This is a genomic window from Ectothiorhodospira sp. PHS-1, assembly GCF_000225005.1.
Lineage (GTDB): Bacteria > Pseudomonadota > Gammaproteobacteria > Ectothiorhodospirales > Ectothiorhodospiraceae > Ectothiorhodospira.
Genome location: NZ_AGBG01000003.1, coordinates 1 through 23,884 on the forward strand (window position 1 = coordinate 1; position 23,884 = coordinate 23,884).

General features: G+C 65.2%; 26 protein-coding genes and 1 riboswitch. Of the genes, 9 read left to right on the forward strand and 17 right to left on the reverse strand.

From position 1 onward, the window contains the following. Positions 1–259: 259 nt before the first annotated feature. From ECTPHS_RS14515 to ECTPHS_RS01565, 4 genes are all read left to right on the forward strand, one after another. Positions 260–400: a hypothetical protein gene (locus ECTPHS_RS14515; RefSeq protein ID WP_210386880.1), complete on the forward strand. Its 141-nt coding sequence runs from the start codon at positions 260–262 to the stop codon at positions 398–400. Between the two features lie 63 nt (positions 401–463). Further along, positions 464–1,516 carry a glycosyltransferase family 9 protein gene (locus ECTPHS_RS01555; protein WP_008930917.1) on the forward strand — a complete coding sequence of 351 codons (1,053 nt, stop codon included), beginning with the start codon at positions 464–466 and terminating at the stop codon, positions 1,514–1,516. Then, a complete protein-coding gene (locus ECTPHS_RS01560; RefSeq protein ID WP_008930918.1) occupies positions 1,516–2,601 on the forward strand; it encodes a glycosyltransferase family 4 protein in 1,086 nt (361 codons plus the stop codon). The genes ECTPHS_RS01555 and ECTPHS_RS01560 overlap by 1 nt, the downstream gene beginning before the upstream one ends. Further along, the gene (locus ECTPHS_RS01565) at positions 2,594–4,090 is read left to right on the forward strand and encodes a glycosyltransferase family 39 protein (protein WP_246828291.1); all 1,497 of its coding nucleotides are present in this window, start codon (positions 2,594–2,596) and stop codon (positions 4,088–4,090) included. The genes ECTPHS_RS01560 and ECTPHS_RS01565 overlap by 8 nt, the downstream gene beginning before the upstream one ends. Here ECTPHS_RS01565 and lpxL read toward each other — a convergent pair. Beyond that, positions 4,084–5,004: an LpxL/LpxP family Kdo(2)-lipid IV(A) lauroyl/palmitoleoyl acyltransferase gene (gene lpxL, locus ECTPHS_RS01570; protein WP_083838735.1), complete on the reverse strand. Its 921-nt coding sequence runs from the start codon at positions 5,002–5,004 to the stop codon at positions 4,084–4,086. The genes ECTPHS_RS01565 and lpxL overlap by 7 nt on opposite strands. A 115-nt stretch (positions 5,005–5,119) precedes the next feature. On the opposite strand from lpxL, the gene hldE reads away from it, so the two are divergent. Together hldE and waaA are read left to right on the forward strand one after the other, a co-directional pair. Then, on the forward strand, positions 5,120–6,544 hold the full coding sequence (hldE, locus tag ECTPHS_RS01575) for a bifunctional D-glycero-beta-D-manno-heptose-7-phosphate kinase/D-glycero-beta-D-manno-heptose 1-phosphate adenylyltransferase HldE (RefSeq protein WP_040404789.1): 1,425 nt from the start codon (positions 5,120–5,122) through the stop codon (positions 6,542–6,544). 16 nt (positions 6,545–6,560) lie between these two features. Continuing rightward, positions 6,561–7,817, forward strand: a complete 1,257-nt coding sequence (gene waaA, locus ECTPHS_RS01580; RefSeq protein ID WP_008930922.1) for a lipid IV(A) 3-deoxy-D-manno-octulosonic acid transferase — start codon at positions 6,561–6,563, stop codon at positions 7,815–7,817. A gap of 13 nt (positions 7,818–7,830) precedes the next feature. Here the strand turns inward: waaA and ECTPHS_RS01585 are convergent, their stop codons facing one another. The 4 genes from ECTPHS_RS01585 to ECTPHS_RS01600 form a co-directional block, all read right to left on the reverse strand. After that, positions 7,831–8,403, reverse strand: coding sequence for a hydrolase (locus ECTPHS_RS01585; RefSeq protein ID WP_141565225.1), 573 nt, complete (start codon positions 8,401–8,403; stop codon positions 7,831–7,833). Positions 8,404–8,415: 12 nt separating this feature from the next. After that, the gene (locus tag ECTPHS_RS01590) at positions 8,416–9,741 is read right to left on the reverse strand and encodes a TolC family outer membrane protein (protein WP_008930924.1); all 1,326 of its coding nucleotides are present in this window, start codon (positions 9,739–9,741) and stop codon (positions 8,416–8,418) included. Between the two features lie 103 nt (positions 9,742–9,844). Next, positions 9,845–10,168 carry a rhodanese-like domain-containing protein gene (locus ECTPHS_RS01595; protein ID WP_040404791.1) on the reverse strand — a complete coding sequence of 108 codons (324 nt, stop codon included), beginning with the start codon at positions 10,166–10,168 and terminating at the stop codon, positions 9,845–9,847. A gap of 80 nt (positions 10,169–10,248) precedes the next feature. Continuing rightward, a complete protein-coding gene (locus tag ECTPHS_RS01600) occupies positions 10,249–10,905 on the reverse strand; it encodes a protein-L-isoaspartate O-methyltransferase (RefSeq protein ID WP_008930926.1) in 657 nt (218 codons plus the stop codon). A 268-nt stretch (positions 10,906–11,173) separates the two neighbouring features. Here ECTPHS_RS01600 and pap point away from each other — a divergent pair, with 268 nt between their 5' ends. Beyond that, the gene (gene pap, locus ECTPHS_RS01605; protein WP_008930927.1) at positions 11,174–12,679 is read left to right on the forward strand and encodes a polyphosphate:AMP phosphotransferase; all 1,506 of its coding nucleotides are present in this window, start codon (positions 11,174–11,176) and stop codon (positions 12,677–12,679) included. A gap of 57 nt (positions 12,680–12,736) precedes the next feature. Further along, a riboswitch (TPP riboswitch) is annotated at positions 12,737–12,836 on the forward strand. Positions 12,837–12,880: 44 nt separating this feature from the next. Then, positions 12,881–14,770 carry a phosphomethylpyrimidine synthase ThiC gene (thiC, locus tag ECTPHS_RS01610; protein WP_008930928.1) on the forward strand — a complete coding sequence of 630 codons (1,890 nt, stop codon included), beginning with the start codon at positions 12,881–12,883 and terminating at the stop codon, positions 14,768–14,770. Between the two features lie 15 nt (positions 14,771–14,785). Here the strand turns inward: thiC and ECTPHS_RS01615 are convergent, their stop codons facing one another. Further along, entirely contained in the window at positions 14,786–14,995 is a 210-nt protein-coding gene (locus ECTPHS_RS01615) for a hypothetical protein (protein ID WP_008930929.1), read from the reverse strand. 202 nt (positions 14,996–15,197) lie between these two features. Between ECTPHS_RS01615 and ECTPHS_RS01620 the strand changes: the two genes are divergently transcribed. Continuing rightward, the gene (locus ECTPHS_RS01620) at positions 15,198–16,328 is read left to right on the forward strand and encodes a diguanylate cyclase (protein ID WP_008930930.1); all 1,131 of its coding nucleotides are present in this window, start codon (positions 15,198–15,200) and stop codon (positions 16,326–16,328) included. A gap of 13 nt (positions 16,329–16,341) precedes the next feature. Here the strand turns inward: ECTPHS_RS01620 and ECTPHS_RS01625 are convergent, their stop codons facing one another. The 11 genes from ECTPHS_RS01625 to ECTPHS_RS01675 all read right to left on the reverse strand — a co-directional run bounded on the left by ECTPHS_RS01625 (position 16,342) and on the right by ECTPHS_RS01675 (position 23,873). Further along, positions 16,342–16,611: an HPr family phosphocarrier protein gene (locus tag ECTPHS_RS01625; RefSeq protein WP_008930931.1), complete on the reverse strand. Its 270-nt coding sequence runs from the start codon at positions 16,609–16,611 to the stop codon at positions 16,342–16,344. Between the two features lies 1 nt (position 16,612). After that, positions 16,613–17,008 (reverse strand): PTS sugar transporter subunit IIA, encoded by a 396-nt coding sequence (locus tag ECTPHS_RS01630; protein WP_008930932.1) that lies wholly within the window; start codon positions 17,006–17,008, stop codon positions 16,613–16,615. Positions 17,009–17,028: 20 nt separating this feature from the next. Next, complete coding sequence (rapZ, locus tag ECTPHS_RS01635) at positions 17,029–17,889, reverse strand: RNase adapter RapZ (RefSeq protein WP_008930933.1); 861 nt, start codon at positions 17,887–17,889, stop codon at positions 17,029–17,031. Further along, complete coding sequence (gene hprK, locus ECTPHS_RS01640) at positions 17,886–18,833, reverse strand: HPr(Ser) kinase/phosphatase (protein ID WP_008930934.1); 948 nt, start codon at positions 18,831–18,833, stop codon at positions 17,886–17,888. The genes rapZ and hprK overlap by 4 nt, the downstream gene beginning before the upstream one ends. Continuing rightward, complete coding sequence (locus tag ECTPHS_RS01645; protein ID WP_008930935.1) at positions 18,830–19,303, reverse strand: PTS sugar transporter subunit IIA; 474 nt, start codon at positions 19,301–19,303, stop codon at positions 18,830–18,832. The genes hprK and ECTPHS_RS01645 overlap by 4 nt, the downstream gene beginning before the upstream one ends. Positions 19,304–19,310: 7 nt before the next feature. After that, the gene (gene hpf / locus ECTPHS_RS01650) at positions 19,311–19,634 is read right to left on the reverse strand and encodes a ribosome hibernation-promoting factor, HPF/YfiA family (RefSeq protein WP_008930936.1); all 324 of its coding nucleotides are present in this window, start codon (positions 19,632–19,634) and stop codon (positions 19,311–19,313) included. Positions 19,635–19,688: 54 nt separating this feature from the next. Further along, a complete protein-coding gene (locus ECTPHS_RS01655; RefSeq protein WP_246828292.1) occupies positions 19,689–21,206 on the reverse strand; it encodes an RNA polymerase factor sigma-54 in 1,518 nt (505 codons plus the stop codon). A gap of 166 nt (positions 21,207–21,372) precedes the next feature. Then, positions 21,373–22,098, reverse strand: coding sequence for an LPS export ABC transporter ATP-binding protein (gene lptB / locus ECTPHS_RS01660; RefSeq protein ID WP_008930938.1), 726 nt, complete (start codon positions 22,096–22,098; stop codon positions 21,373–21,375). Beyond that, a complete protein-coding gene (gene lptA, locus ECTPHS_RS01665) occupies positions 22,095–22,589 on the reverse strand; it encodes a lipopolysaccharide transport periplasmic protein LptA (protein WP_008930939.1) in 495 nt (164 codons plus the stop codon). Before lptA ends, lptB begins: the two co-directional genes overlap by 4 nt. Before the next feature lie 196 nt (positions 22,590–22,785). After that, positions 22,786–23,349, reverse strand: a complete 564-nt coding sequence (lptC, locus tag ECTPHS_RS01670; RefSeq protein ID WP_008930940.1) for an LPS export ABC transporter periplasmic protein LptC — start codon at positions 23,347–23,349, stop codon at positions 22,786–22,788. Further along, positions 23,346–23,873, reverse strand: a complete 528-nt coding sequence (locus tag ECTPHS_RS01675; RefSeq protein ID WP_008930941.1) for an HAD family hydrolase — start codon at positions 23,871–23,873, stop codon at positions 23,346–23,348. Before ECTPHS_RS01675 ends, lptC begins: the two co-directional genes overlap by 4 nt. Positions 23,874–23,884 lie beyond the last annotated feature (11 nt).

Here is a 23,884-nt window from a genome sequence, read left to right on the forward strand (position 1 = left end):
AGGGGCGGAGGTCGCGATAATTTTTGATGGCGCTGTGACCGCGCAACCTAACTCGACCCGCCCCCATTCACTCGTACCCCGGATTGCTTGGCATGGCCTGAACCGGTCATGGACAGCGCACGTTAAAAAGAGCCGTCGAGTACCGACAGGCCGTTGAATAGGGGCGCCCTTGGCGACAGCTCATCATCAATGATAGTGCGTCAGCGTCAGGAGGTCAGCATGGACATCACCCCGATTCACCACCGGGTCATCGGTCTGGATGTGCACCAGAACACTGGCCGTGGGCGCCCTGAATCTGTTCTGGCTGCTGCCCTTGGGGGCCTTGGTGGTTCTGGGGTGGCTGGATGGGGTGCTTGGGGTGTTGCTGGCCTGGCGGTTCCGGGCAGGGGTTGGCGAGTAGTGCCGGAAAACACCACCCCCGTGGCTGGGGTAAAATGCCGTCGCTCCCATTTTGGAATCTTCGATGCAGTCCCTGCTGATCATTCGTCTCTCCGCCATCGGCGACGTGGTGATGGCCTCGCCGCTGCCGGCCGTGTTCCGCGCCGCCTGGCCCGATGTGCGCATCACCTGGCTGGTGGAGCCCCAGGTGGCGGGACTGGTGTCCCGGCATCCCCAGGTGGATCGGGTGGTGGTCTGGCCCAAGGCTCAGTGGCGCTCCCTGTTCCGCCGCTTGCGGTGGATCCGTCTGGGGCGGGAGGTGGTCCGATTTGTCCGGGAATTGCGGGCCGAGCCTTACGATATGGCGGTGGATCTGCAGGGGCTTTTGAAAAGCGGCCTGCTCACCCGCCTGTCGGGGGCGCGGGAGCGGGTGGGATTGGGCTCCCGGGAGGGCAGCGGGGTGTTCATGACCCAGGTGGTGCCCCGGGGCGGCGACCCCCGTCGCATCGGTTCGGAATACCGGTATCTGGCCCAGGCGCTGGGGCTTGAGCCGGGTGCCTTCTTCATGCAGGTGGGGCTGCGCCCGGAGGATGAGGCCGTGGGGTGCCAGGTGGCCGAGGCCCAGGATGCCCGGGGCTATGTGGTGGGCTGTCCGTTCACCACTCGGCCACAGAAACACTGGGTAGAGGCCGCCTGGGCGGAATTGGCCCGACGCATTCATCAGGAGCGGGGACAGCCCATGGTGCTGCTGGGTGGTCCCGATGATCGGGCGGTCGCCGACCGGATCCAGGCCATGGCCGGCGCGGCGGTGGACAACCGGGTGGGGCAGACCTCCCTGACCCAAGCAGCGGCCGTGATCCGCCGGGCCGGACTGCTGGTGGGGGTGGACACTGGGCTGACCCACATGGGGCCGGCCTTCGACGTCCCCACGGTGGCCCTGTTCGGGTCCACCTGTCCCTACCTGGACACCGGGCGGGACAACACCGTGGTGATCTACCACGACCTGCCCTGTGCCCCCTGCCGGCGCAACCCCACCTGCGACGGGCGTTTTGATTGCCTGACGGGCATCTCGGTGGATGAAGTCATGACAGAGGTGGAGCGGTTGTTGCCGACAACGCCGATCAAGGAGTCGTCCTGATGCGTATCCTGCATGTGGAGACCGGCCGCCATCTGTATGGCGGCGCGCTGCAGGTCCGTTACCTGCTGGAAGGGCTGTCGGCCCGGGGGATCGCCAATGTGCTGGTCTGCCCTTCGGGGGCGGCCATTGCCGGGGCCTCGGCGGCTTTTTGCGAGGCGGTCCATGAGGTGCCCATGGGGGGGGATCTGGATCTGGGTTTCGTGGGTCGCTTGAAGCGCGTGATCCGGGAGACCCGGCCGGATCTGGTGCATCTGCACAGTCGTCGCGGCGCGGACGTGCTGGGGGGGATCGCGGCCCGGCGGGTCGGGGTGCCGGTGGTGCTGTCCCGGCGGGTGGATAATCCGGAGCCGGCCCCGTGGGCGCGGTTGAAGTACCGTCTGTTCGACCGGGTCATCACCATCTCGGAAGCGATCCGGCAAGTGCTGCTGGCGGAAGGCGTGTCCCCTGAACGGGTGGTCTGCGTGCCCAGCGCGGTGGATATGAATGTCTGGCAGGGGACGTGTGACCGGGAAGGGTTCCAGGCCGCCTGCGGCCTTGCGCCCGGTGAGCGGGCGGTGGGGGTGATTGCCCAGTTGATTACCCGCAAGGGGCATCGTCATCTGCTGACGGCGGCGCCGGCGATCCTGGCGGCCCATCCCGAGGTGCGGCTGCTGTTGTTCGGTCAAGGGCCGCTGGAAGCCCAGCTCAGGGCGCGGATCGAGGACATGGGGCTGACGGGGCAGGTGCGTCTGATGGGGTTCCGGGATGACCTGGAACGCATCCTGCCCTGTCTGGATCTGGTGGTGCACCCGGCGGACATGGAGGGGCTGGGGGTCTCCCTGCTGCAGGCTGCCGCCGCGGGGGTGCCCCTGGTGGGGACCCGGGCGGGCGGCGTGCCCGAGATCATCGGCGATGACGAGGCCGGTGTGCTGGTGCCGCCGGGGGATGCCCCGGCCCTGGCACGGGCGGTGATTGATCTGCTCGGGGATCGCTCGGCCCTGCGGCGCCTGGGGGAGGCCGGTCGCCGTCGGGTGGCGGCGCGGTTCTCCGTGGAGGCCATGGTGGCCGGGAATCTGGCGGTTTATCAGGAACTGGTGCATGGATAAAGGCGCAATGGGAGAACCCCACCGACACTGGGGCTTCTGGCTGCTACTGGGACTGGCGGTCTATTTCACCCTCCACGTGGTCGTCCGCGCCACCGGGTCCGCGGTGCTGGAGCTGGACGAGGCTGAGCAGGTCATTGTGACCCAGTGGTGGCTGGCCGGGTATTCCGGGCAGCCACCCCTCTATGCCTGGCTGCAGGCCGTGGCGTTTCGGGTGCTGGGCATGGACCTGTGGGCCCTGAGCCTGGTCAAGAACACCTTGCTATTTCTCACCTGGTTGTTCGTGTTCCTCTCCGCCCGGCGTCTGTTGGGGGATGTCCGACTGGCGGTGCTGGCCACCCTGTCCCTGTTCCTGATCCCCCAGGTGGCCTGGGAGTCCCAGCGGGATCTGACCCATTCGGTGATGGTGACCACGGTGGCGGCCGCATCCTTTTACGCGATGCTGCGTTGGCTGGACCGGCCCCATGTGGGGCATTACCTGCTGATCGGCCTGCTGTTCGGGCTGGGGGTGTTGTCCAAGTACAACTTTCTGGTGTTCGCCGCCGCCGCCGGGTTGGCTCTGCTGAGCTGTGCCCGGGGACGGTCCCTGCTGCTGCATCCGCGCATCCTGTGGAGTGCCCTGGTGGCGTTGCTGGTGATCCTGCCCCACGCCCTGTGGGTTTTGCACAGCCGGGATCTGGGCACTCAGTCCCTGGACAAGCTGGATTTCGGGGGGGGACTCTGGCCCTGGTCCGGGCTGGGTTCCCTGATGCTGGCGGTACTGGGCTTCCTGGCATTGCTGCTGCTGGTCATGGGGGCGGTGTTCCGGCGGGATTTTTTCCGTGCCCTGCTCAAGCGCCGGGGCGGTCCGGCGGCCTTTCCCATCCACCGCTACCTCTGGATCCTGTTGGCTCTGCTGGTGCTGATGGCCCTGCTGGGGGTGTCCCACTTCAAGGACCGCTGGATGCTGCCCCTGCTGCTGGTCTTTCCCCTGTTCGTGTTCGCCAGGATGGGCACGGCGGCCCTGACCCGTGCCCGGGTGCGGGCGTATCTGTCGGTCTGTCTGCTGGTGCCCGTGCTGGTGCTGGTGGTGATGGCCTGGCGGGTGCAGACCTGGCCGGTGCTGGAGTCCCAGCATCGGCATGTCTACCCCTTTGACGAGCGGGTGCGCGAGATCCGGGACCTGGGCTTCGGGCAGGGTCTGATCGTGGGAGATCGGGCCTTTGTGGCGGGCAATCTGCGTTTTCGCCTGCCCCGAAGTCAGGCCGTGATCCCGGGGGTGAATCCCGGCGGGCTGCGGTGCAGACCCGGTGATGATCTGTTGGTGGCCTGGGACGCGGACCGCCGCCGGCAGATGCCCGGGCGGCTCGGGGACTGGCTCACGGCGGAACTGGGCCTGTCCACCGAGGACCTGACGCCCCGCTGGCTGGAATCCGGCGCGGGGGTAGGCCCGGTGATGGGCGTGGTGGTACTACCGGGGGTGCTGGAGGGGGACTGCCGGGTGAATCAATAGTATTTCGGTAATCCCCAGCCGCGCTTGTACTTGAAGCGCCGGTGGGTCCAGAAATACTGCTCTGGCGCCACCCGGATGGCGGCTTCGATGACGGCGTTGATGCGTCGGGCATCCTGGACCAGGTCCTCTCCGGGGAAGTCTTCAAGGGGCGCGCCGATCACCAGCCGATAACCCTGTCGGCCGGGCAGGCGGTAGCCGAAGAAGGGGATGACCGGGGCGCCGCTGATCTTCGCCAGGCGGGCGGTGGCCGGATTGGTGGCGGCGGGGACACCGAAGAAGGGGACGATCACCGCGTTGCCGTTCTTGAAGGCCTGGTCCGGGGCGTACCACAGGGCCTGGCCCTGCTTCAGGACGCGGATGGCGTCCCGGGCCTGGTCGCGGCGGATGGCCCGCAGATAATGGGTCTGCCGGTTCTGCCGGAAGCAGTGTTCCATCACCGGATTTTCGTGGGGGCGGTACATGACGGCAAAGTCCTGATGGGCGCAGAGCAGGCGTCCCGCCAGTTCCAGGGTGGTGAAGTGAGCCGACAGCAGCAGTGCCCCCTTGCCTTTTGCCAGTGTCCGTTGCAGGTGTTCCAGGCCTTCGATCCGGGCCAGTCCCTCAAGCGCCCGGTCGCTGCCCCACCAGCTCAGGGGCGTCTCGAAGATGCCCGCGCCCATGGCGCGAAAATGGGCCTTGACCAGGGCCTTCCGCGCTGCCGGGTCCAGGTCGGGAAAACACAGCCCGACATTGACCTCGGCGATCCGCCGCCGCCGCCGGGCCAGCGGGTAGAGCAGGGTGCCCAGGGCCTCGCCGGTCCGGATCTGCCAGTGCCAGGGCAGTACGCGTACCAACGTGCGGAACAGGGCCACGCCCAACCACATGGGCCAGTGGACAGGGTGGTACAGGTGGGAGGGGGACTGTTTTCGGGCCATGGGGATGTTTGCGGGGGGCGGGCTGCGGATTGTAGCAAATGGGTCCGTGTCCGCAGGGCGACGGGCTGCCCCATGGTAAGATCCTCCCCGGTTTCCTCTGCAAGGTAGTCAAGCCGTGAATCTGCACATGCCCGCCTTTGAACAGGCCCGGATCATGGTGGTGGGCGATCTCATGCTGGATCGCTACTGGTCCGGGGCCACCGCCCGCATCTCCCCCGAGGCCCCGGTGCCCGTGGTCCACGTGAACGAGGTCGAGGAACGTCCCGGCGGAGCGGCCAACGTGGCCGTCAACCTGGCCCAGTTGGGGGTGCAGACCCGATTGCTGGGCATCGTGGGCGAGGACGAGGCCGGCCATGCCCTGGAAGGGCTCCTGGCCCAGGCCCGGGTGAGCTGTGATTTCGCCCGCTCGTCCCGGGCGACCACCATCACCAAGCTGCGGGTCCTGAGCCGCCATCAGCAGTTGTTGCGCCTGGACTTTGAACAACCCCTGGAGGCCGCGGATACCGCGTCCCTGCCGGATCGTCTGGCCGGTCATCTGGCCGGGCAGGCGGTGGTGGTGCTGTCCGATTACGGCAAGGGAGCCCTGGCCGAGGTGGCACGGATGATCCGCATGGCCCGGGAAGCGCGAGTGCCGGTGCTGGTGGATCCCAAGGGGCGTGACTTCGAGCGCTACCGGGGTACTACCTTGCTCACCCCCAATCTGGCCGAGTTCGAGGCCGTGGTGGGCCCCTGCCCCCATGACGATCGACTCATCAGCCGGGGTGAAAAGCTGCGGGAGGACCTGGATCTGGAGGCTCTGCTCATCACCCTGAGCGAGCGGGGCATGCTGCTGCTGCGGGCGGGACGGGACCCTTTGCACCTGCCCACCCGCGCCCGGGAGGTCTATGACGTGACCGGGGCGGGGGATACGGTGATCGCGGTGATCGCGGCGGCCCTGGGGGCCGGACAGGATCTGGCCCAGGCGGCGACCCTGGCCAATCTGGCGGCGGGCATCGTGGTGGGCAAGCTGGGCACCGGCTGCGTGACCCCGGCGGAGCTGCGGGCGGCGGTCAGGGGGCATCAGGGCGGCTGGAGTAGCCTGCTGTCGGAGGCGGACCTGCTGCTGGCTGTGCAGGAGGCCCGGGCCCAGGGGGAGCGGGTGGTGATGACCAACGGGTGCTTCGACATCCTCCATGCGGGGCATGTGGCCTATCTGGAACAGGCCCGGCGTCTGGGGGATCGCCTCATCGTGGCGGTGAATGATGACGCCTCCGTGCGCCGTCTCAAGGGCCATGGGCGGCCGGTGAACGGTATGGAGCGACGCATGGCGGTGCTGGCGGGGCTGGCCTCGGTGGACTGGGTGGTGCCGTTCCGGGAGGATACGCCGGAGCGTCTGATCCGGGCCGTGTCGCCGGACGTGCTGGTGAAGGGCGGGGACTACCGGCCCGAGGAGATCGTGGGCGGTGACCATGTCCGTGCCCTGGGCGGCCGGGTGGAAGTGCTGCCGTTCCTGGATGGGGTGTCCACCACCCGGGTCATCGACCGGATTCGAGGCAGCTGACGACCCTCTGACCGGCATGCGCGTACTCTATTCCCTGATCCTCTATGTCATCACGCCGCTGGTGCTGGCGCGGTTGCTCCTGCGCAGCCGCGCCAATCCGGATTATCGTCACCGCTGGGGGGAGCGCCTGGGCTGGTCGCCCCGCCTGCCGGCGCGGCCCCGGCTCTGGGTGCATGCGGTCTCGGTGGGGGAAGTGGTGGCCGCCGCGGCGCTGGTGGCGGGGCTGCGGCGGCGGTTCCCCGGGCATGCCATCCTGATCACCACCACCACCCCCACCGGTTCCGCCGAGGTGATCCGTCGGTTCGGGAACTCGGTGGAGCACTGTTATCTGCCCTATGACCTGCCCGATGGGGTGGCTCGCTTTCTGGCGCGGGCGCGTCCCGAGCGGCTGCTGGTCATGGAGACCGAACTGTGGCCCAATCTGTATCGGGCCTGTGCCCGCCGGGGCATCCCGGTGATGGTGGTCAATGCCCGCCTGTCGGCCCGTTCCGCCCGGGGCTATGCCCGCATCCGGCCCCTGGTCCGGCAGACCCTGGCTCAGGTGTCCGGGATCGCGGCCAGAGGGGAAGAGGATGCCCGCCGTTTTCTGGCCCTGGGTGCCCGGCCCGATCAGGTGCGGGTGAGCGGCAACATCAAGTATGACCTGACCCTGTCCGATGACCTGATCCGGGCCGCGGCGACGTTGCGCGCGCAGGTGGGCGAGCGGCCGGTGTGGATCGCCGCCAGCACCCATCCGGGGGAGGACGAACAGGTGCTGGCGGCGCACCGGTCCCTGTTGTCCCGTTGGCCCCATGCCCTGCTGATCCTGGTGCCCCGCCATCCGGAGCGTTTCGATGCCGTGGCGGCCCTGTGCCGGACGCAAGGGTTTGCCGTGGCGCGCCGCAGTGCCGGTCTGCCGCCCGAGGCCGGGGATGCCGTGTGGCTGGGGGATACCATGGGAGAGCTGATGTTGCTCTACGGAGTGGCCTCGGTGGCCTTCGTGGGGGGCAGTCTGGTGCCCACCGGCGGGCATAACCCGTTGGAGCCGGCCGCCCATGGGGTGGGGGTGGTGACCGGTCCGCAGGTATTCAATTTCACCGAGGTTTACCAGGCCCTGGAGCGGGCCGGGGGTGTGTGCCGGGTGGCGGACACCGATGGGCTGGCGGAGGCGGTGTCGGCCCTGTGGGCGGACCTGTCGGGCCGCCGTGCCATGACAACGGCGGCCCGACGGGTGCTGGATGAAAACCGGGGTGCGGTGGAGCGGGTGCTGGACTGGGTGGCACAGGCCTCTTGAAGGCCGGTTCGGCTTAACGGATCAGATTCAGGATTTCCTTGAACTTCGGATGGCGTGAGTCTGCCAGCCATTCAAACAGCACCGACTCGAAATTGGTGATGATCACCCCGGCCCGGGCCATGCGGGCCAGGGCATTGGCCTTGTTGCGCGGGTCCCTGGAGCAGACGGCGTCTTCCACCACGAAGACCTGGAGTCCGGCCTCCACCAGCAGCAGGGCGGTCTGCAGGACACAGACATGGGACTCCATGCCGCAGACCACCACCTGGGGCCGCTCGGCACGTTTCACGGCGCCCATGATGCCCTCGTCGCGGCAACAGGAGAAGGTGGTCTTCTCCAGCACCCGAACCGCCTCCGGCAGCATGCCCTGGATTTCACCGGCGGTGTGCCCGATACCCTGTGGGTACTGTTCGGTTACCGTCACCGGGATGCCCAGTACGCCGGCCCCTTGGGCCAGGCTGCCGGCCCGTCGATAGACCTCGCGGCGAGTGTCGGCGTCCATGGCCACGGCCAGCTTTGCCTGGATGTCCACCACCAGGAGCTGGCTGTGTCCGGCACTGCACAGGGGGGAGGGTGGGGTGTGATTCATCATCAGTCCAGGTCAGTCCAGCCAGGTGTTGATGGCGAGCAGGTCATCCTCGCTGAGGGTGCCCGCGGCCTGCTTCAGGCGCAGGGTATCCAGCAAATAGGCGTAACGGGCCTCGGCGTAGTCACGCTCGGCCCGGAACACCTGGCGCAGTTCCAGCAGCACGTCCACGGCGGTACGGGTGCCCACCTCGAACCCGGCTTCGGCAGCCTCGAAGGAGGCGCGGGTGGATTCCAGGGCCTGTTCCAGGGCGTTGACCCTTGAGATGCCGGCGTTCACCGACAGGAAGGCGCTGCGGGCCTGACGCACGGTCTGGCGTTCGGTCAGTTCCAGTTCCTCCCTGGCGGCATCAAAGCTTTCCCGGGCCTCGCGGGTGAGGGAGGTGGTGCGGCCGCCGGTGTAGACGGGGACGCGCAGCTGGATGCCCACCTGGGTGTCGCGGCTATCGAGGAAATTGCTGGCCGCCTGTCCGCCGGGAGCATTGTGAAAATCCCGGTCGGTATAGCTGGCCGAGAGACCCAAGGTGGGGTAATGACCGGCCCGCTGGCGCTTGATCTCCTCGGCGGCCGCCTCGGTGCCGAAGCGGCGGGCGATCAGGGCCAGGTTGGCTTCCAGGGCGGTCTGTACCCATTGATCCATGTTGCCCGGCTCCGGCGAGACCAGGGGCATGCGTTCCGACAGCAGGGCCAGTGCCTCATGGAACTGGCCGGTGATCACCATCAGTTCCTCGCCGGCCAGATCCAGGCGGTTGAGGGCGGCGATTTCCTCGGCCACGGCCAGGTCGAACTGGGCCTGGGCCTCCTTGACGTCGGTGATGGCGATCAGGCCCACTTCGAAGCGGCGCTCCGCCTGTTCCAGCTGGCGTCCGATGGCCTCTTTTTCCGCGCGGGCGAAGGAGAGGTTGTCCTGGGCCGCCAGCACGCCGAAATAGGCTTCCGCCACTCGCAGGATCAGGCCCTGTCGGGTGGCGTCGCGCACCGCCGTGGCCTGGGCGATACCCAGGTCCGCCTGGCGCAGGGCCACGTAGTTGCGGTGATCGTAGAGGGTCTGGTTGAGGGACAGCTCGAAGCTGCTGGTACGGTAGTCAAAGGAGTTGCCTCCCCGGTCGGTGTCCGTGTAGGCATATCCCAGGGAGCCTTCGATCTGGGGCAGCAGGACCGATCTTGCCTGGGGTCGCTGTTCCAGGGCCGCCCGGAACTGGGCCTCGGCGGCGCGCAGCTGTGCGTCACGTTCCAGGGCCGTACGATAGATCTCCATGAGATCGGTGGCCTGGACGGGTGCGGTTGCCAGGGTGAATCCGACGAGGGCGGCAGCCAGCAGGGTTTTGGGAAAACGGATCATCGGTGTCTCCGGCCCGGGCGGGCAAGAAGGAAATATTCCATCAGTGAATCCTGATTATCCTACCGGGAACCGGGAAAAAATGCATAGGGGATCTGTCGGGACATCAGTAGCAGGGCAGGCTGGGGTCCACCTGCCGTGACCAGGCATCGATTCCGCCGGTGAGGTTGATGATGCGGGTGAAACCCTGTCGCTCCAGCAGCATGCCCGCCTGTCGGCTGCGGATGCCGTGATGACAGATCATCACCAGTTCCGTGTCCGGCGGGATGTCTTCGACCAGGATCCCGAGCCGGCCGAGGGGAACATGCCGTGAGCCCGGGATGTGGGTAATGTCGTATTCCCAGGATTCGCGCACGTCGACCAGCAACGGGGCAGGGTCCCCGGCCTGATCCAGGTACGCCTTGAGTTGCGGGGCTGAGAGGTGTTGCATGTCTGGCCCGTCGAGAAAGGGACATTACATGGGTCGATCGGGCGATGCCGTGCCCGCCCGCCCGATCGACCCGGTCCTGGTCAGAAGATGAATTGCGGTCTGGGCTCGAAGCCCGTCAGGGGCTTGAGGCTGGTCTCGAACAGGGTGTGGCGGGTGAATTCGTTCTCGCCCTGGCGCGTCACCAGCATGGCCTCCATCACCGGCGCTTCCCCCACCACGACGAAGAGTCGGCCGCCCGGACTGAGCTGGCGTTCGAAGCAGTCCCGGTACCGGGCCATGGAGGCAGTGACGGCGATGACATCGTAATGCCCCCGTTGCCCGGTCCAGCCCTCGGCGGCATTGCCGGTCTCCAGGTGGACATGGGTGATGCCGGCCTTGTCCAGATGTTTTTTGGCGGCGCGGGTGAAGGTCTTATGGATGTCGATGCTGTCCACCCGGCCACCCAGGCGGGCCAGGCAGGCGGTCAGGTAGCCGGAGCCGGTGCCGATCTCCAGGATGACATCCCGGGGCTGGATATCCAGGGCCTGCAGAAGGCGCCCTTCCACGGTGGGACGCATCATGGACTCACCCTGTCCCAGGGGGATTTCCAGGTCCGCGTAGGCCAGTTTTGCGTGGGCCCGGGGCACGAACAGCTCCCGGGGGACGTTCTCCATCACATCCAGTACCTTGGGGTCCAGCACGTCCCAGGGACGGACCTGCTGTTCAACCATATTGAAGCGAGCTTGATCCAGGTTCATGGTGGTTATCTGCCGTCTTGTGATTGTTATGGGAGTCCCAGAGTGGTCCGGTCTCGTGCTTTATCTGACTCGTTGAGTATCCGCAAAGCTGGCGGCGAGCTGCCGTTGGATCGGCAGGCTGAAAGATTAAGCCTTCACTAATGTTCCGGCAAGTCCTTGATGCTATTGTGCAATGCGCAATGATACCGGCGACCGCTGGTCTAATACAGTATCGTGTTTGTGGCATGCTGCAGGGTCATGATCCGTGGCGACACCCCAGGGGGACACCATGTTTGAAGCTGCCGAACTCGGTCGCAGTCTGTCCAAGGAAGCATACAGTGCCGCGGTGCCTGAGCTGCGCGCGGAGCTGCTGGAGGCCCAGCGCCGGCTCAGGGATACCGATACCGCCGTGATCGTGATCGTGGAAGGGGTGGATGGGGTGGGCCGGGGGGAAGTGGTCAACCGACTCAATGCCTGGCTGGACACCCGCGGGGTGGAGACCCACGCCTTCTGGGAGGCCACCAGTGATCAACAGGCGCGGCCCCGGCTGTGGCGCTACTGGCAGGCGATGCCGGCGCGGGGGAGCATCGGCATCTTCTTCGGTGCCTGGTATTCGGAACCCATTCGTCGGCATATCCGGGATGAATGGGATGAGGCACGGTTGCATGAATCCCTGAGCCGCATCCGCGATTTCGAGAACATGCTGGTGGCCGATGGGGCACTGATCGTCAAGTTCTGGTTCCATCTGACCCGGGATGAGCAGAAGACCCGCCTGAAACAGCGTCTCAAGGACCCTGCCAGCCGCTGGTATCGCCTGCCCAGGGGCAAGGAGCAGGCAACCCAGTATCGTCGCCTGGTGGAGACCGGTGAGCGGGTGATCCGGGAAACGGACAGCGGTCTGGCCCCCTGGTATCTCATCGAGGCCACGGATCGGCGCTATCGGGATCTGACGGTGGGACGCACCCTGCTCGATGCCATCCGCGAGCGGCTGGAACTGGCGGCCGCGCCGAGCCCGCCCGTCACCGCCTCCCATGCCCCCAGCCTGCCGCCGGAAGACAGTGCCCGCATCACCGTGCTGGACCATCTCGATCTGACCCAGACGCTGGATAAATCGGTCTACAAGGAGCGATTGTCCCGTGCCCAGGCCCGCTTGCGGGATCTGGCCTGGCGGGCCAAGGATCAGGGCGTGGCCACGGTACTGGTGTTCGAGGGCTGGGACGCCGCCGGCAAGGGCGGGGCGATTCGGCGGCTGACCGCCGGCATCGACGCCCGACTGTACCGGGTGGTGGCGGTGGCCGCCCCCACGGACGAGGAAAGGGCCCATCACTATCTCTGGCGCTTCTGGCGGCATGTGCCGCCCCGTGGGCGCATGATGGTGTTCGACCGTTCCTGGTACGGGCGGGTACTGGTAGAGCGGGTGGAGGGGTTTGCCGCCGAGGATTGCTGGCGTCGTGCCTATCATGAAATCAATGATTTCGAGGAGCAGTTGACCGAGCACGGCATCGTGCTGGTGAAGTTCTGGCTGCACATCAGCGAGGAGGAGCAGCTGGCCCGGTTCAAGCAGCGGGAGGAGGTGGCCTACAAGCAGCACAAGATCACCGATGAAGACTGGCGCAATCGCCAGCAGTGGGAGGCCTACAAGGCGGCGGTGAACGAAATGGTGATCCGCACCAGTACGGAGTTCGCGCCCTGGACCCTGGTGGCCGCCAATGACAAGCGTTTCGGGCGGGTGACGGTGCTGGAAACCGTATGCCGGCGGCTGGAAGCCGTGTTGCGGCAGCCGTCGTCCGAGTAGCTGCCGGTGGGCTGCTTTTCGGTTGCAAACCTTGGCTGCCTGCTATAACTTGGACGGTCACGAGGCTAGGGGTGCCCGCCGATGGGGCTTGGGCTGAGAAACACCCTTGGAACCTGAACCGGATCATACCGGCGGAGGGAAGCTTCGGATGGGCGTCCGCGCCTTCCGTCTTCCCCGCCTTCACGCGAGGTAGACAGCAGCATGAGTGCCATCCCCCAGGACTTCGTCCGCAAGACCGCCCAGGTCTCCGAAGCGATCACCCGGCCATTTCCGGGTTCCCGCAAGATCCATGTGACCGGCTCCCGCCCCGATATCCGGGTGCCCATGCGGGAGATCACCCTGGCCCCCACCCGGATGGGGACGGGTTCCGAGGACAATCCCGCCATCACCGTCTATGACACGTCCGGTCCCTACAGTGATCCGGAGGTGAAGATCAACCTGCTGCAGGGGCTGCCCAGCGTGCGCGGCGCCTGGATCGAGGAGCGGGGGGATACCGAGGCATTGTCCGGCCCCAGTTCCCGTTACGGCCAGGCCCGTGCCGAAGATCCCGAGCTGGCTCATCTGCGTTTCGAGCATATCCGCGCCCCCCGACGTGCCCGACCCGGCCACAACATCACCCAGATGCACTACGCCCGCCGGGGGATCGTCACCCCGGAGATGGAGTTCGTGGCCATTCGGGAAAACTGCCGCCTGCAGGAGATGCGCGAGGATCCCCGTTACGCCGCCCTGCTGCGCCAGCACCCCGGTCAGCCCCTGGGGGCGAACATCCCGGATCTCATCACACCGGAGTTCGTCCGTGACGAAGTGGCCGCCGGCCGAGCGGTGATTCCCGCCAACATCAACCATCCGGAGCTGGAGCCCATGATCATCGGGCGCAATTTCCGGGTGAAGATCAACACCAACATCGGCAATTCCTCCCTGACCTCCAGCATCGAGGAAGAGGTGGAGAAGCTGGTGTGGTCCTGCCGTTGGGGCGGCGATACCCTGATGGATCTGTCCACCGGCAAGCACATCCACGAGACCCGGGAATGGGTGCTGCGCAACAGCCCGGTGCCCATCGGCACCGTACCCATCTACCAGGCCCTGGAGAAGGTGGACGGCAAGGCGGAGGCACTGACCTGGGAACTGTTCCGGGATACCCTGATCGAGCAGGCGGAGCAGGGGGTGGACTACTTCACCATCCACGCCGGGGTGCTGCTGCGCTATGTGCCCCTGACCGCCGACCGGCTCACCGGCATCGTCTCCCGGGGCGGTTCCATCATGGCCAAGTGGTGTCTGGCCCATCACCAGGAAAACTTCCTCTACACCCATTTCCGCGAGATCTGCGAGATCATGCAGGCCTATGACGTGGCCTTCTCCCTGGGTGACGGCCTGCGTCCCGGCAGTCTGGCCGATGCCAACGACGCCGCCCAGTTCGCCGAACTGGAGACCCTGGGCGAGCTGACCAAGGTGGCCTGGGAGCACGACGTACAGGTGATGATCGAAGGTCCCGGCCATGTGCCCCTGCACAAGGTGAAGGAGAACGTGGACAAGGAACTGGTGGACTGTTTCGAGGCCCCCTTCTACACCCTGGGGCCGTTGGTGACGGACATCGCTCCCGCCTATGACCACATCACCTCCGGGATCGGTGCGGCCAATATCGGCTGGTACGGTACCGCCATGCTCTGCTACGTGACCCCCAAGGAGCACCTGGGGCTGCCCAACAAGGCGGATGTGCGCGACGGCATCATCACCTATCGCATTGCCGCTCATGCGGCGGATCTGGCCAAGGGCTTCCCCGGTGCCCAGGTGCGGGACAATGCCCTGTCCAAGGCCCGATTCGAGTTCCGCTGGGAGGATCAGTTCAACCTGTCCCTGGACCCGGAGCGGGCGCGGGATTTTCACGACGAGACCCTGCCCAAGGAGGCCCACAAGGTGGCCCATTTCTGTTCCATGTGCGGCCCCCACTTCTGTTCCATGAAGATCACCCAGGATGTGCGTGAATACGCCGCCCGGCAGGGGGTGTCGGCGGAAGAAGGGCTGGACCAGGGGATGCAGGAGAAGGCCCGGGAGTTCGTCAAGGGCGGTGCCCGGGTCTATCGGGAGGTCTGAGTTTCCTGTGCTCGTCTAGCGAGGGGGCGGCTGGTACCGATAGGCCCTGGCCTTGCGCCAGGGCGACGACGGCCTGATGCCGGCCGCCCTCAGCATCTGTTCAAGATCTGCTCCCAACCTGCCCAGTTCCTGGCGATAGGCAATGAGCCCGTCCAGCAGATCCGCGGCCAGCGAGGTCTGGGTCTGCAGGGTCGGGTCGTCATGGTCAGCCCGGTCGATCTGCATCTGTGAAGTGCTCCTGACGGGTGTGCATACCTTGTGTGTAGTCCAGTGTCCGTCACCTTGCCAGTTTCCGGGGCAGGGGAAAGGGCAGGCGGTGTGTTCGGGCTGATCAAAATCAGGTTGTCCCTCCGGCGCACGCAGGTCATGATCCGTAAAGGGTGGATGGGATAGTCTGGGAACAGACTCGGCAAGGGAACGATAACGCATGGCGGAACAGGCACAACTGGAACAGGAGAACCTCTGGCTGAAGCAGCGTCTGGCCACGCTCATCGAGGCGGCCCGTGACAACGAGCGCAAGCTGGACCGTATGACCGATCTGGAAATGCGTCTGTTGGCCGCTGACGGCCTGGTGGGCATCCTGGCCCTGCTTCTGGAGGAGTTTCCCCGGGATTACGACCTGGATCATGTGGGGCTGGTGCTCCATGACCCTGATGGAGTCATCGGTGGGATACTGGCGACGGATCCCTGCCCCTCCGAGCAGTGGTCCCTGAGGCTGTTGTCTTCCGTCGACGATCTGCAATCCCTGACAGGACTCTATCTTGGAGATTATGCCGCCTGTCCCGAAGCCCTGCGCTTCGCTGGTCGCGTCGAGCTTTGCAGTGTGGCGCTGGTGCCGCTGGAGCGAGCGGGCCGCTGTCTGGGCGCGTTATCTCTGGGCAGTCGCTGTGACGGCCGTTATGGAGAGGGGATGGATACCTACCTGCTCAGACGTCTGGCGGCGGTGGTTGCCATCTGTATCGAGAATGCCTTGGCCGCCTGGCGGTTGCGGGAGCTGGGTGTCACTGATGCCCTGACCGGGGTGCGCAATCGCCGTTTCTTCGACCTGCGCCTGCAGGAGGAAATGATCCGTGTGGTACGGGAGCGACAGAGCCTGGCCTGCCTGTTCGTGGATATCGACCACTTCAAGGTCATCAATGACTGCCATGGTCATGCTGTCGGTGACCAAGTCATTTCCGCGGTGGCCCAGCGACTTGGACGGCATCTGCGCGGCTCGGATCTGCTGGCGCGTTACGGCGGGGAGGAATTCGTGATGCTCCTACCGGGGCTGGATCGTCAGGAGGTCCGTGCGGTCGCGGAACGGGTCAGACAAGTCGTGTGCGATGTGGCGGTAGCGGCGGATGACCACAATGTGCCGGTGACGGTTTCCATCGGTGTCGCACATTGGGCGGCACAGCGTCTGGCCAGCCAGGATCCCTCTATCTCGGCGCAGGTCCTGTTGCGGGAAGCGGATGAGGCTTTGTTGCGGGCCAAGAGCGACGGCCGCAACCGGGTGGTGATGGCGGGCATGCCGCCCGCGGATACCGTGTCACTGGAGTTGCTGCCTCTGGGGCTTTAGGCTTCCGCTCCGACTACTCCGGCTCACCGAACTTGTCATTGATCAGGCCTTCCAGGGCCTTCAGGGCAGCTTCGGCGTCGTCGCCTTCCGCAACCAGGCGAACGGTGCTGCCCTTGCCAGCCGCCAGCATCATGATGCCCATGATGCTCTTGCCGTTGACTCGCTTTTGTCCCTTTTCCACTTCCAGGCTGGCATCGAAACTGCTGGCCAGGTTGACGAATTTGGCCGCGGCACGGGCGTGCATGCCCAGACGGTTGATGATGGTAAGTTCTCGGCTGGGCATTTTAACTGTGGGTCTCGCAGAGCAGGATGCCGTCATGGCCTCCGCTGATGGCCTTGTTGACCAATTCATGCAGGCGCAGATTCGGGTAGTTGAGCACCCGGACCAGCATGGGCAGATTGATGCCGGCGATGACCTGTACCTTGGGTTGCTGCAACAGGCGGTTGGCGATGTTGCTGGGGGTGGAGCCGTACATGTCGGTCAGGACCAGCACGCCGTCCCCCTGATTCAGACGTTGGTAAAGGTCAATTGCGCGGTCCAGCAGGATGTCCGGATCACCGGACTGGGACACCGCCAGGCAGCGAGTCTCCAGGGGGATGGAGCCCATCATGGATCGGGCTGTGCTCAGCAGGTCCTCGCCAATGTGATTGTGAGTGATGATGAGAAGTCCGACGGACATGGATGCATACCGTGACTGGTTCAGGAAAGTTCGCGGTGACGGGTGGTCACACCGTCGCCTCTGAGCTCACGAAAATGGCGGGAGAGTCGTTCGGTCAGATAGACCGAGCGATGGCGACCCCCGGTACAGCCGATGGAAACGGTCAGATAGCTGCGATTGTCGCTCTCAAACCGGGGTATCCAGGTGATGAGGAAGTCGCGCAACGAATTGAACATTGCCTCCACCATGGATTCGTTCTCCAGAAAACGGATCACCGCCGGATCCTTGCCGGTCAAGGCGGCTAAACTCGGTTGCCAGTGGGGATTAGGCAGACAGCGTACATCGAACACGAAATCCGAGTCTACCGGTGAACCGTACTTGAAGCCGAAGGACTGGATCAGCAGTGACAGCCCTCGCAGACTGGCCTGACGGACCCGCTCCCGAATGGACTGGCTGAGCTGGTGGACATTGGTGCGGGTGGTGTCGATGGCCAGATCGGCATGGTCGGCAATGACGCCCAGCAGGTCCCGTTCCAGGTTGATGGCCTCCATCAGGGGGATGCCCCGACGGGCCAGGGGGTGACGGCGACGGGTCTCGCTGAAGCGGCGGAGCAGGGTTTCCAGTTCCGCGTAGAGGAAAATGATCTGCAGCTCGACGCCCATGGCGCGGATTTCGTTGACGATGCGACCGAACTGGTCGAGAGATTCGATGCCGCTGCGGGCATCGATGCCCACGGCCGCCTCGCCATAGCCGGCTTGGGGAGCTTGTCGCAGTTGGCCAACCACCGCCGGCAGCAGTTCCAGGTGGAGGTTGTCGATGCAATAGTAGCCGGCATCCTCCAGAGCATGCAGGGCCACGGTTTTGCCCGACCCGGAAAGCCCGCTGACGATGATGAGTTTCATGAGTCGCTCTGCATCTGACGCCGCTGGCGGGCGGAAAGATCGTCGGCGGCAATGTAGCCGCGCAGCCGCAGCAGGTGATTGCGCACCGCCGCCTCCACCATGACCGCCAGGTTACGGCCGGAGGCCACGGGCAGGGTGATGACGGGAACCTGCAGTCCCAGTACCTCCCGGCTGCATCGTCCCCCATGAAGGCGATCGATGTCGGCGGACGTCACGTCGACCTGGTCTTTCAGGTCGATGATCAGGCGCAGGTACTTGCTGCTCTTGATGGCACTGTCACCGTACATGGCACGAATGTTCAGGACGCCCAGTCCTCTGACCTCCAGGAAGTTTTCCAGCACTGGCGGACAGGTGCCCCGCAGGATGTCCGGGGCGATGCGGGCAAATTCGGGTGCATCGTCAGCAATCAGACGGTGTCCGCGGCTGATGAGTTCCAGGGCCAGCTCGCTCTTGCCGATGGCGCTTTCCCCCGTCAGCAGCACCCCGATGCCCAGCACTTCCATGAAGACACCGTGCAGGGTGATGGTCTCCGCCAGCTTGTCGCTGAAGAAATAGCGCAGGATATTGATGATTTCGTGGCTGTGCAGGGCAGTGGAGAGCAGGGGGACGGCCTGTTTGTCCGCCAGGGCGCACAGTTCCGGCTGAACCGCCAGACCGTCGGTGACGATCAGGAGGGCCGCCGTGCCGTTCACCAGCTGTTCCAGGATGTCCCGCTGGGAGTTCTTGCGCAGGTTCCACAGGTAGCGCATCTCGTCCGGACCCAGCACCTGGATCTGGTTGGGATGGATGATGTTCAGGTGTCCGACCAGTGAGGTACTGCCGTGAGGCGTGGCCTGGTGAGCGATCCGGCGTTCCCTGCCCTGATGACCGGCCACCCAGCGCAGGGCCAGGCGTTCTCCCATGGCCTCGACGACGTGATGGACGGTAAGGGGGGGCGTGGTCACGGTGAGTCTGGGCTTTCGGTATCCCAGTGGTGTACCAGCTCCAGCAGGTCTTCCGGTCCTTTGGCGCTACGCAGTCGGGCCAGGGTCTCCGGATCGGAGAACATGCGCGCGAGCAATGCGAGGATCTGCAGGTGTTCGTCGGTACATTCGGTCGGCACCACCAGGGCAAACAGGATGTCCACCGGTTCGCTGTCCGGGGCGTCGTAGTCCACGCCCTTGCCCAGCTTGAGCAGGGCGGCACAGGCCTCGTCGGCTCCGGCCAGCCGGCCGTGGGGGATGGCGACGCCATGCCCCAGGCCGGTGCTGCCCAGGCGTTCCCGGGCCAGCAGGCTGTCGAAGATCTCTCCCTGGGTCAGCCTGGGCAGGTGGCTCGAAAGCATGTCACCCAGCATCTCCAGAGCACGTTTCTTGCTGCTGACGTCCGGCAGACAGCAGACGCGCTCCGAAGCGAGAAGATCACCGATGTTCATGGATATCTCACCCGATGTGGTTACGGTGGGAGCCTTCGGCGCGGTGATGGTCCTTGAGCTTCTCCTTGTGCTTGACCACCTGACGGTCCAGTTTGTCGACCAGGGCGTCAATGGCTGCGTACATGTCGGCATGGCTGGCGTCGGCAAAGATGGTGTTGCCGCTGACCAGCATGTTGGCTTCCGCCTTCTGCTGCAGTTTCTCCACGGTCAGGACCACATGTACGTCGATGACGTTGTCGAAATGGCGCTCCAGGCGCTGGAACTTGTCATTGACATAGTCGCGCAGGGCGTCGGTCAGGTCCACGTGGTGACCGGTGAGGTTGATCTGCATGAGGTGACTCCTTGGTTTGAAATGTGAAAGTGAAGCTGAGGCCTGGTTGTGGATTCAGACGAGGCGCTTGCGTTCGTTGGATGGCGGGATCGCCATGGCCTCGCGATACTTGGCAACGGTGCGCCTCGCTACCTGGATGCCCCGGTCCACCAGGATCTGGGCAATCTTGCTGTCACTCAGGGGCTTGCCCTGGGGTTCTTCGGCAATCAGTTTGCGAATCATGGCACGGATGGCCGTGGCGGAGCACTCACCGCCGTCGGACGTCCCCACGTGGCTGGAGAAGAAATACTTGAATTCGTAAATCCCTCTCGGGGTGTGCATGTACTTCTGGGTGGTGACGCGGGAGATGGTGGATTCGTGCATCTCCAGTTGCTCGGCGATATCCCGCAGCACCAGGGGTTTCATGGCTTCGTCACCGTGTTCCAGAAAGGCGCGCTGATGTTCCACGATGGCGGTGCCCACACGCAGCAGGGTCTCGTTGCGGCTTTGCAGGCTTTTGATGAACCAGCGGGCCTCCTGCAGGCTATTGCGCAGGTAGATATTGTCCTGGCTGGAATCGGCCCGTCGCACAAAGCTGGCATAAAGTGGGTTGACCCGCAACCGGGGCGCGACTTCCGGATTCAGTTCCACCTGCCAGAATCCCTCGCGCTTGCGCACGAAGACATCGGGAATGATGTATTCCGGTGCGCTGGAACTGATCAGGGTGCCCGGGCGGGGATTCAGGCTCTGGATCAGCGAGATCACCACCTGCAATTCGCCGTCAGCCAGCCCCAGTCGGCGCTGGACCCCCTTGAAGTCGCGGGTGCCCAGGGCTTCCAGGTGATCACGCACCAGGGTTCTGGCCTCGGCCAGCCAGGGCGTCTCCGGCGCGAACTGCTCCAGTTGCAGCAACAGGCACTCGGCAAGATCCCGTGCACCCACGCCCACGGGATCCAGGTGCTGGACCATGCGCAACACGGCTTCCACCTCATCCAGCTCCAGTTCCATCTCCTGATCCTGGGCCAGGCCGGCGTGGATCTGCTCGATGGGTTCGGCCAGGTAGCCGTCATCGTTGATGGCATCGATGATGGTCATGGCGATGACCTGGTCCCGCTCGCTCAGGGGCGACAGGTTGATCTGCCAAAGCAGGTGGTCACGCAGGTCTTCGCCGGGTGCACTCTGATTCTCGAACAGGTCGCGACCGTCGTTGTCCATCTGGCCGCCGCCGGCGGTCGGCATGTCGTAGAGGTCTTCCCAGTTGCTGTCCACGGGCAGTTCCTCGGGAATGGTTTCCGCGGATTCGCTGGTGTTGTCCCGTTCGGCGGGCTCGTCGAATTCCCGGCTCTCCGCATCCTTGTCGGCGCTATCGGCGCCGGGGGCCATGCCTTCAGGTTGGGTGGCTTCATCCATGCCGGTATCCAGGTCGGCATCCGCGCCTTCCAGGGCTTCCAGCATCGGGTTGGTCTCCAGCGTTTCCTGGATCTGGGCCTGGAGCTCCAATGTGGACAGCTGCAGCAGCCGGATGGCCTGCTGCAGCTGCGGTGTCATGGTAAGGCTCTGGCCGAGACGGAGCTGGACAGAAGGTTTCAGCATAGGATGTGGCGTGCCACCGGAGTCGTCAGGCAGGAGTTGAAGGGTCCGGGCAGTACTGACGGTGCCTTGCCGTCATGTGCCGGGTCTGTCATCCGGATTATACGTCCTGGCACGAAAAATGTGACCCAGTGTGGGGAAACCATGCGTTGGCTCAAAAACTCTACCTTCATAGTCGGAAATGATCGCCCAGGTAGACCCGCCTGACCTGGGGGTCTGCCAGCACCACTTCCGGCGGCCCCTCGCTGATCAGGTGTCCGTCGCTCAGGATATAGGCGCGATTGCAGATGCCCAGGGTTTCACGGACGTTGTGATCGGTGATCAGTACCCCGATATTCCGGGAGACCAGATGGGTGATGATGCGCTGAATTTCGATCACGGAGATGGGGTCTACCCCGGCAAAGGGCTCATCAAGCAGGATGAAGGCCGGTTCGGTGGCCAGGGCGCGGGCGATTTCCACCCGCCGCCGCTCACCCCCCGAGAGGCTGATGCCCAGGCTCTCGCGGATATGCATGATCTGAAACTCTTCCAGCAGGGATTCCATGTGCTCATGGCGCTGGCCGCGGCTGAGGTCGCGGCGTGTTTCCAGCACGGCAAGCAGGTTGTCTTCCACCGACAACTTGCGAAAAACCGAGGCCTCCTGGGGCAGATAGCCGATGCCCAACTGGGCGCGGGCATGCATGGGCAGGGGGGTGATATCCCTGCCGTCCAGTTCGATGCGCCCGCCGTCGCAGGGGATGAGACCGACGATCATGTAAAAACAGGTGGTCTTGCCGGCGCCGTTGGGACCCAGCAGGCCCACGACCTCACCGCTGTTCACCTGCAGTGATACACCGTCCACCGGCTTGCGGGCGCGGTACTGCTTGACCAGGTCGTGGGTCTGCAGACGACTCATGGCGTCCCCTCGACAGGGGCGGGAGGCTGTTCCCTGGGCGTGAAGATGGCCTCGACACGGCCGGTGTCCCCGGTGCGGGCCTCCAGCGTGGCCGTGCGCAGGTCATAGGTGATGCGGCTGCCCCGGAACTCGTCCGTGCCCTGTCGCACGCGGGCATTGCCGCTCAGCTCCATGCGTTGCTCGTTGGGGAGGAACTCCATCCGCGCGGCTTCGGCCCGGACTTCCCGCCCCTGTGGATCCAGTGTGTTCAGGGTGGCCGGTTGACCCTCCGCGGTCATGCGTTCCAGCACCCGGCCCGGGGTATGGACGGTGACCGTATCGCCGCTGATTTCTGTGGCGCCCTGGGTGATGCGTACGCTGCCCCGGTAGGTGCTGATGCCCCGGTTGTCGTCCAGGGTGGCCGAGTCCGCCTCAATGCGGATGGGCAATGTCCGGTCCACCTGCGCCTGGAGCGGTCCGGACGGCAGCAGGATGGCCAGGGCCGGGATCATGAACCACGCGCCAGGCCGTCGCCAGGGTGAGCACTGAACCGCGCCCTCGCCGTTGCTCCCGCGAAGGCGGGAGCCCATGCTTTTCACTCCGTGACTGGATTCCCGCCTGCGCGGGAATGACGACCCGGGGGAGGCCGGCCGCATTCCGTTGGACCTGGATTCCCGCTGGCGCGGAAATGACTGACTGGGAACAGCCCTAATGGGGAACATAGACACCCCGTGCTTCTCGTTTGAGTTCCAGAATTTCACGTTCAAGATCCAGGAACAGCCCCAGACCCTCGGCCTCCTGATAGGTTGTCTGCAGACGTGCCGGGGCATCGGTGACGGCCTGACGGGGATCAGGCCAGAGGGTGGTGTCCCGGGTGGTGATGGTGATCGGGTCCCGTCCACCCTCTGCAGCGCGGTGGATGTGCACCTCGCCCAGCAACCTGACCTCATCACCGATGGGGGAGATCCAGCCCTGCTCGGAGCGCAGGGTCCAGGTGGGGCCAGGTGGTTGATGCAGGACCAGTACCGGGGTCTCCAGCCAGCGTGCCCCATCCATTTCGCGCTGCTCCATGCGCTGGCCGCGGAGCTGGTAACGGGGTTCACCCTGGGAGTCCATATGGATGGCCGCATACTGTTCCAGAAAGAAATCGGTTCCTTCGGTTGCCGCGTCTTCCAGTACCCGGCGGCGTTCATCGGCGTCCCGGGCCAGCCAGAAGCCGACGGCCGCGACCAGAGTCAGCAGCAGGATCAGGAACAGCGAGGGCAGTTTCATCTCAGATAGGCTGCCATGGCGGCCTGCAGAGTGCCCTGGGCCTCCATGATGAATTCACAGACCTCCCGGGCGGCACCGCGCCCTCCCGGTTGTCGGGTGACGTAGTGGGCGTGTTCCCTTACCAGGGCATGGGCGTCAGCCACCGCAACGGCCAGGGCGACCCGGCGCATGACCGGGAGATCCACCACGTCATCCCCCACGTAGGCGGTTTCATCGGCGCCGACACCGGCATCCGCGAGCAGGCCGCCGAGTGCTTCGAGTTTGTCGCGTCGGCCCTGGACCACGAGCCGGATGCCCAGATCCCGCATCCGGTGTTCCACCACGCCCGAGCGGCGGCCGGTCAGGATGCCCACCTGGACACCGCTGTCCGCGAGCATGCGCATGCCCTGACCATCCTTGCTGTTGAAGGCCTTGTACTGGCGTCCGTCATCGTCCAGGAACAGGCTGCCGTCGGTGAGTACGCCATCCACATCAAAGATGACGAAGCGCACCCGTCGTGCGCGTTCAGTGAGCGTTTCGTTCATGGGGCAACGAT

Bases quoted from the DNA above. Each gene is read 5' to 3' on its own strand.
- ECTPHS_RS14515 (WP_210386880.1), top strand. From the start codon at position 260: ATGTGCACCAGAACACTGGCCGTGGGCGCCCTGAATCTGTTCTGGCTG.
- ECTPHS_RS01555 (WP_008930917.1), top strand. From the start codon at position 464: ATGCAGTCCCTGCTGATCATTCGTCTCTCCGCCATCGGCGACGTGGTG.
- ECTPHS_RS01560 (WP_008930918.1), top strand. From the start codon at position 1,516: ATGCGTATCCTGCATGTGGAGACCGGCCGCCATCTGTATGGCGGCGCG.
- ECTPHS_RS01565 (WP_246828291.1), top strand. From the start codon at position 2,594: ATGGATAAAGGCGCAATGGGAGAACCCCACCGACACTGGGGCTTCTGG.
- lpxL (WP_083838735.1), bottom strand. From the start codon at position 5,004: ATGGCCCGAAAACAGTCCCCCTCCCACCTGTACCACCCTGTCCACTGG.
- waaA (WP_008930922.1), top strand. From the start codon at position 6,561: ATGCGCGTACTCTATTCCCTGATCCTCTATGTCATCACGCCGCTGGTG.
- ECTPHS_RS01585 (WP_141565225.1), bottom strand. From the start codon at position 8,403: ATGAATCACACCCCACCCTCCCCCCTGTGCAGTGCCGGACACAGCCAG.
- ECTPHS_RS01590 (WP_008930924.1), bottom strand. From the start codon at position 9,741: ATGATCCGTTTTCCCAAAACCCTGCTGGCTGCCGCCCTCGTCGGATTC.
- ECTPHS_RS01595 (WP_040404791.1), bottom strand. From the start codon at position 10,168: ATGCAACACCTCTCAGCCCCGCAACTCAAGGCGTACCTGGATCAGGCC.
- ECTPHS_RS01600 (WP_008930926.1), bottom strand. From the start codon at position 10,905: ATGAACCTGGATCAAGCTCGCTTCAATATGGTTGAACAGCAGGTCCGT.
- pap (WP_008930927.1), top strand. From the start codon at position 11,174: ATGTTTGAAGCTGCCGAACTCGGTCGCAGTCTGTCCAAGGAAGCATAC.
- thiC (WP_008930928.1), top strand. From the start codon at position 12,881: ATGAGTGCCATCCCCCAGGACTTCGTCCGCAAGACCGCCCAGGTCTCC.
- ECTPHS_RS01615 (WP_008930929.1), bottom strand. From the start codon at position 14,995: ATGCAGATCGACCGGGCTGACCATGACGACCCGACCCTGCAGACCCAG.
- ECTPHS_RS01620 (WP_008930930.1), top strand. From the start codon at position 15,198: ATGGCGGAACAGGCACAACTGGAACAGGAGAACCTCTGGCTGAAGCAG.
- ECTPHS_RS01625 (WP_008930931.1), bottom strand. From the start codon at position 16,611: ATGCCCAGCCGAGAACTTACCATCATCAACCGTCTGGGCATGCACGCC.
- ECTPHS_RS01630 (WP_008930932.1), bottom strand. From the start codon at position 17,008: ATGTCCGTCGGACTTCTCATCATCACTCACAATCACATTGGCGAGGAC.
- rapZ (WP_008930933.1), bottom strand. From the start codon at position 17,889: ATGAAACTCATCATCGTCAGCGGGCTTTCCGGGTCGGGCAAAACCGTG.
- ECTPHS_RS01645 (WP_008930935.1), bottom strand. From the start codon at position 19,303: ATGAACATCGGTGATCTTCTCGCTTCGGAGCGCGTCTGCTGTCTGCCG.
- hpf (WP_008930936.1), bottom strand. From the start codon at position 19,634: ATGCAGATCAACCTCACCGGTCACCACGTGGACCTGACCGACGCCCTG.
- ECTPHS_RS01655 (WP_246828292.1), bottom strand. From the start codon at position 21,206: ATGCTGAAACCTTCTGTCCAGCTCCGTCTCGGCCAGAGCCTTACCATG.
- lptB (WP_008930938.1), bottom strand. From the start codon at position 22,098: ATGAGTCGTCTGCAGACCCACGACCTGGTCAAGCAGTACCGCGCCCGC.
- lptA (WP_008930939.1), bottom strand. From the start codon at position 22,589: ATGATCCCGGCCCTGGCCATCCTGCTGCCGTCCGGACCGCTCCAGGCG.
- lptC (WP_008930940.1), bottom strand. From the start codon at position 23,349: ATGAAACTGCCCTCGCTGTTCCTGATCCTGCTGCTGACTCTGGTCGCG.
- ECTPHS_RS01675 (WP_008930941.1), bottom strand. From the start codon at position 23,873: ATGAACGAAACGCTCACTGAACGCGCACGACGGGTGCGCTTCGTCATC.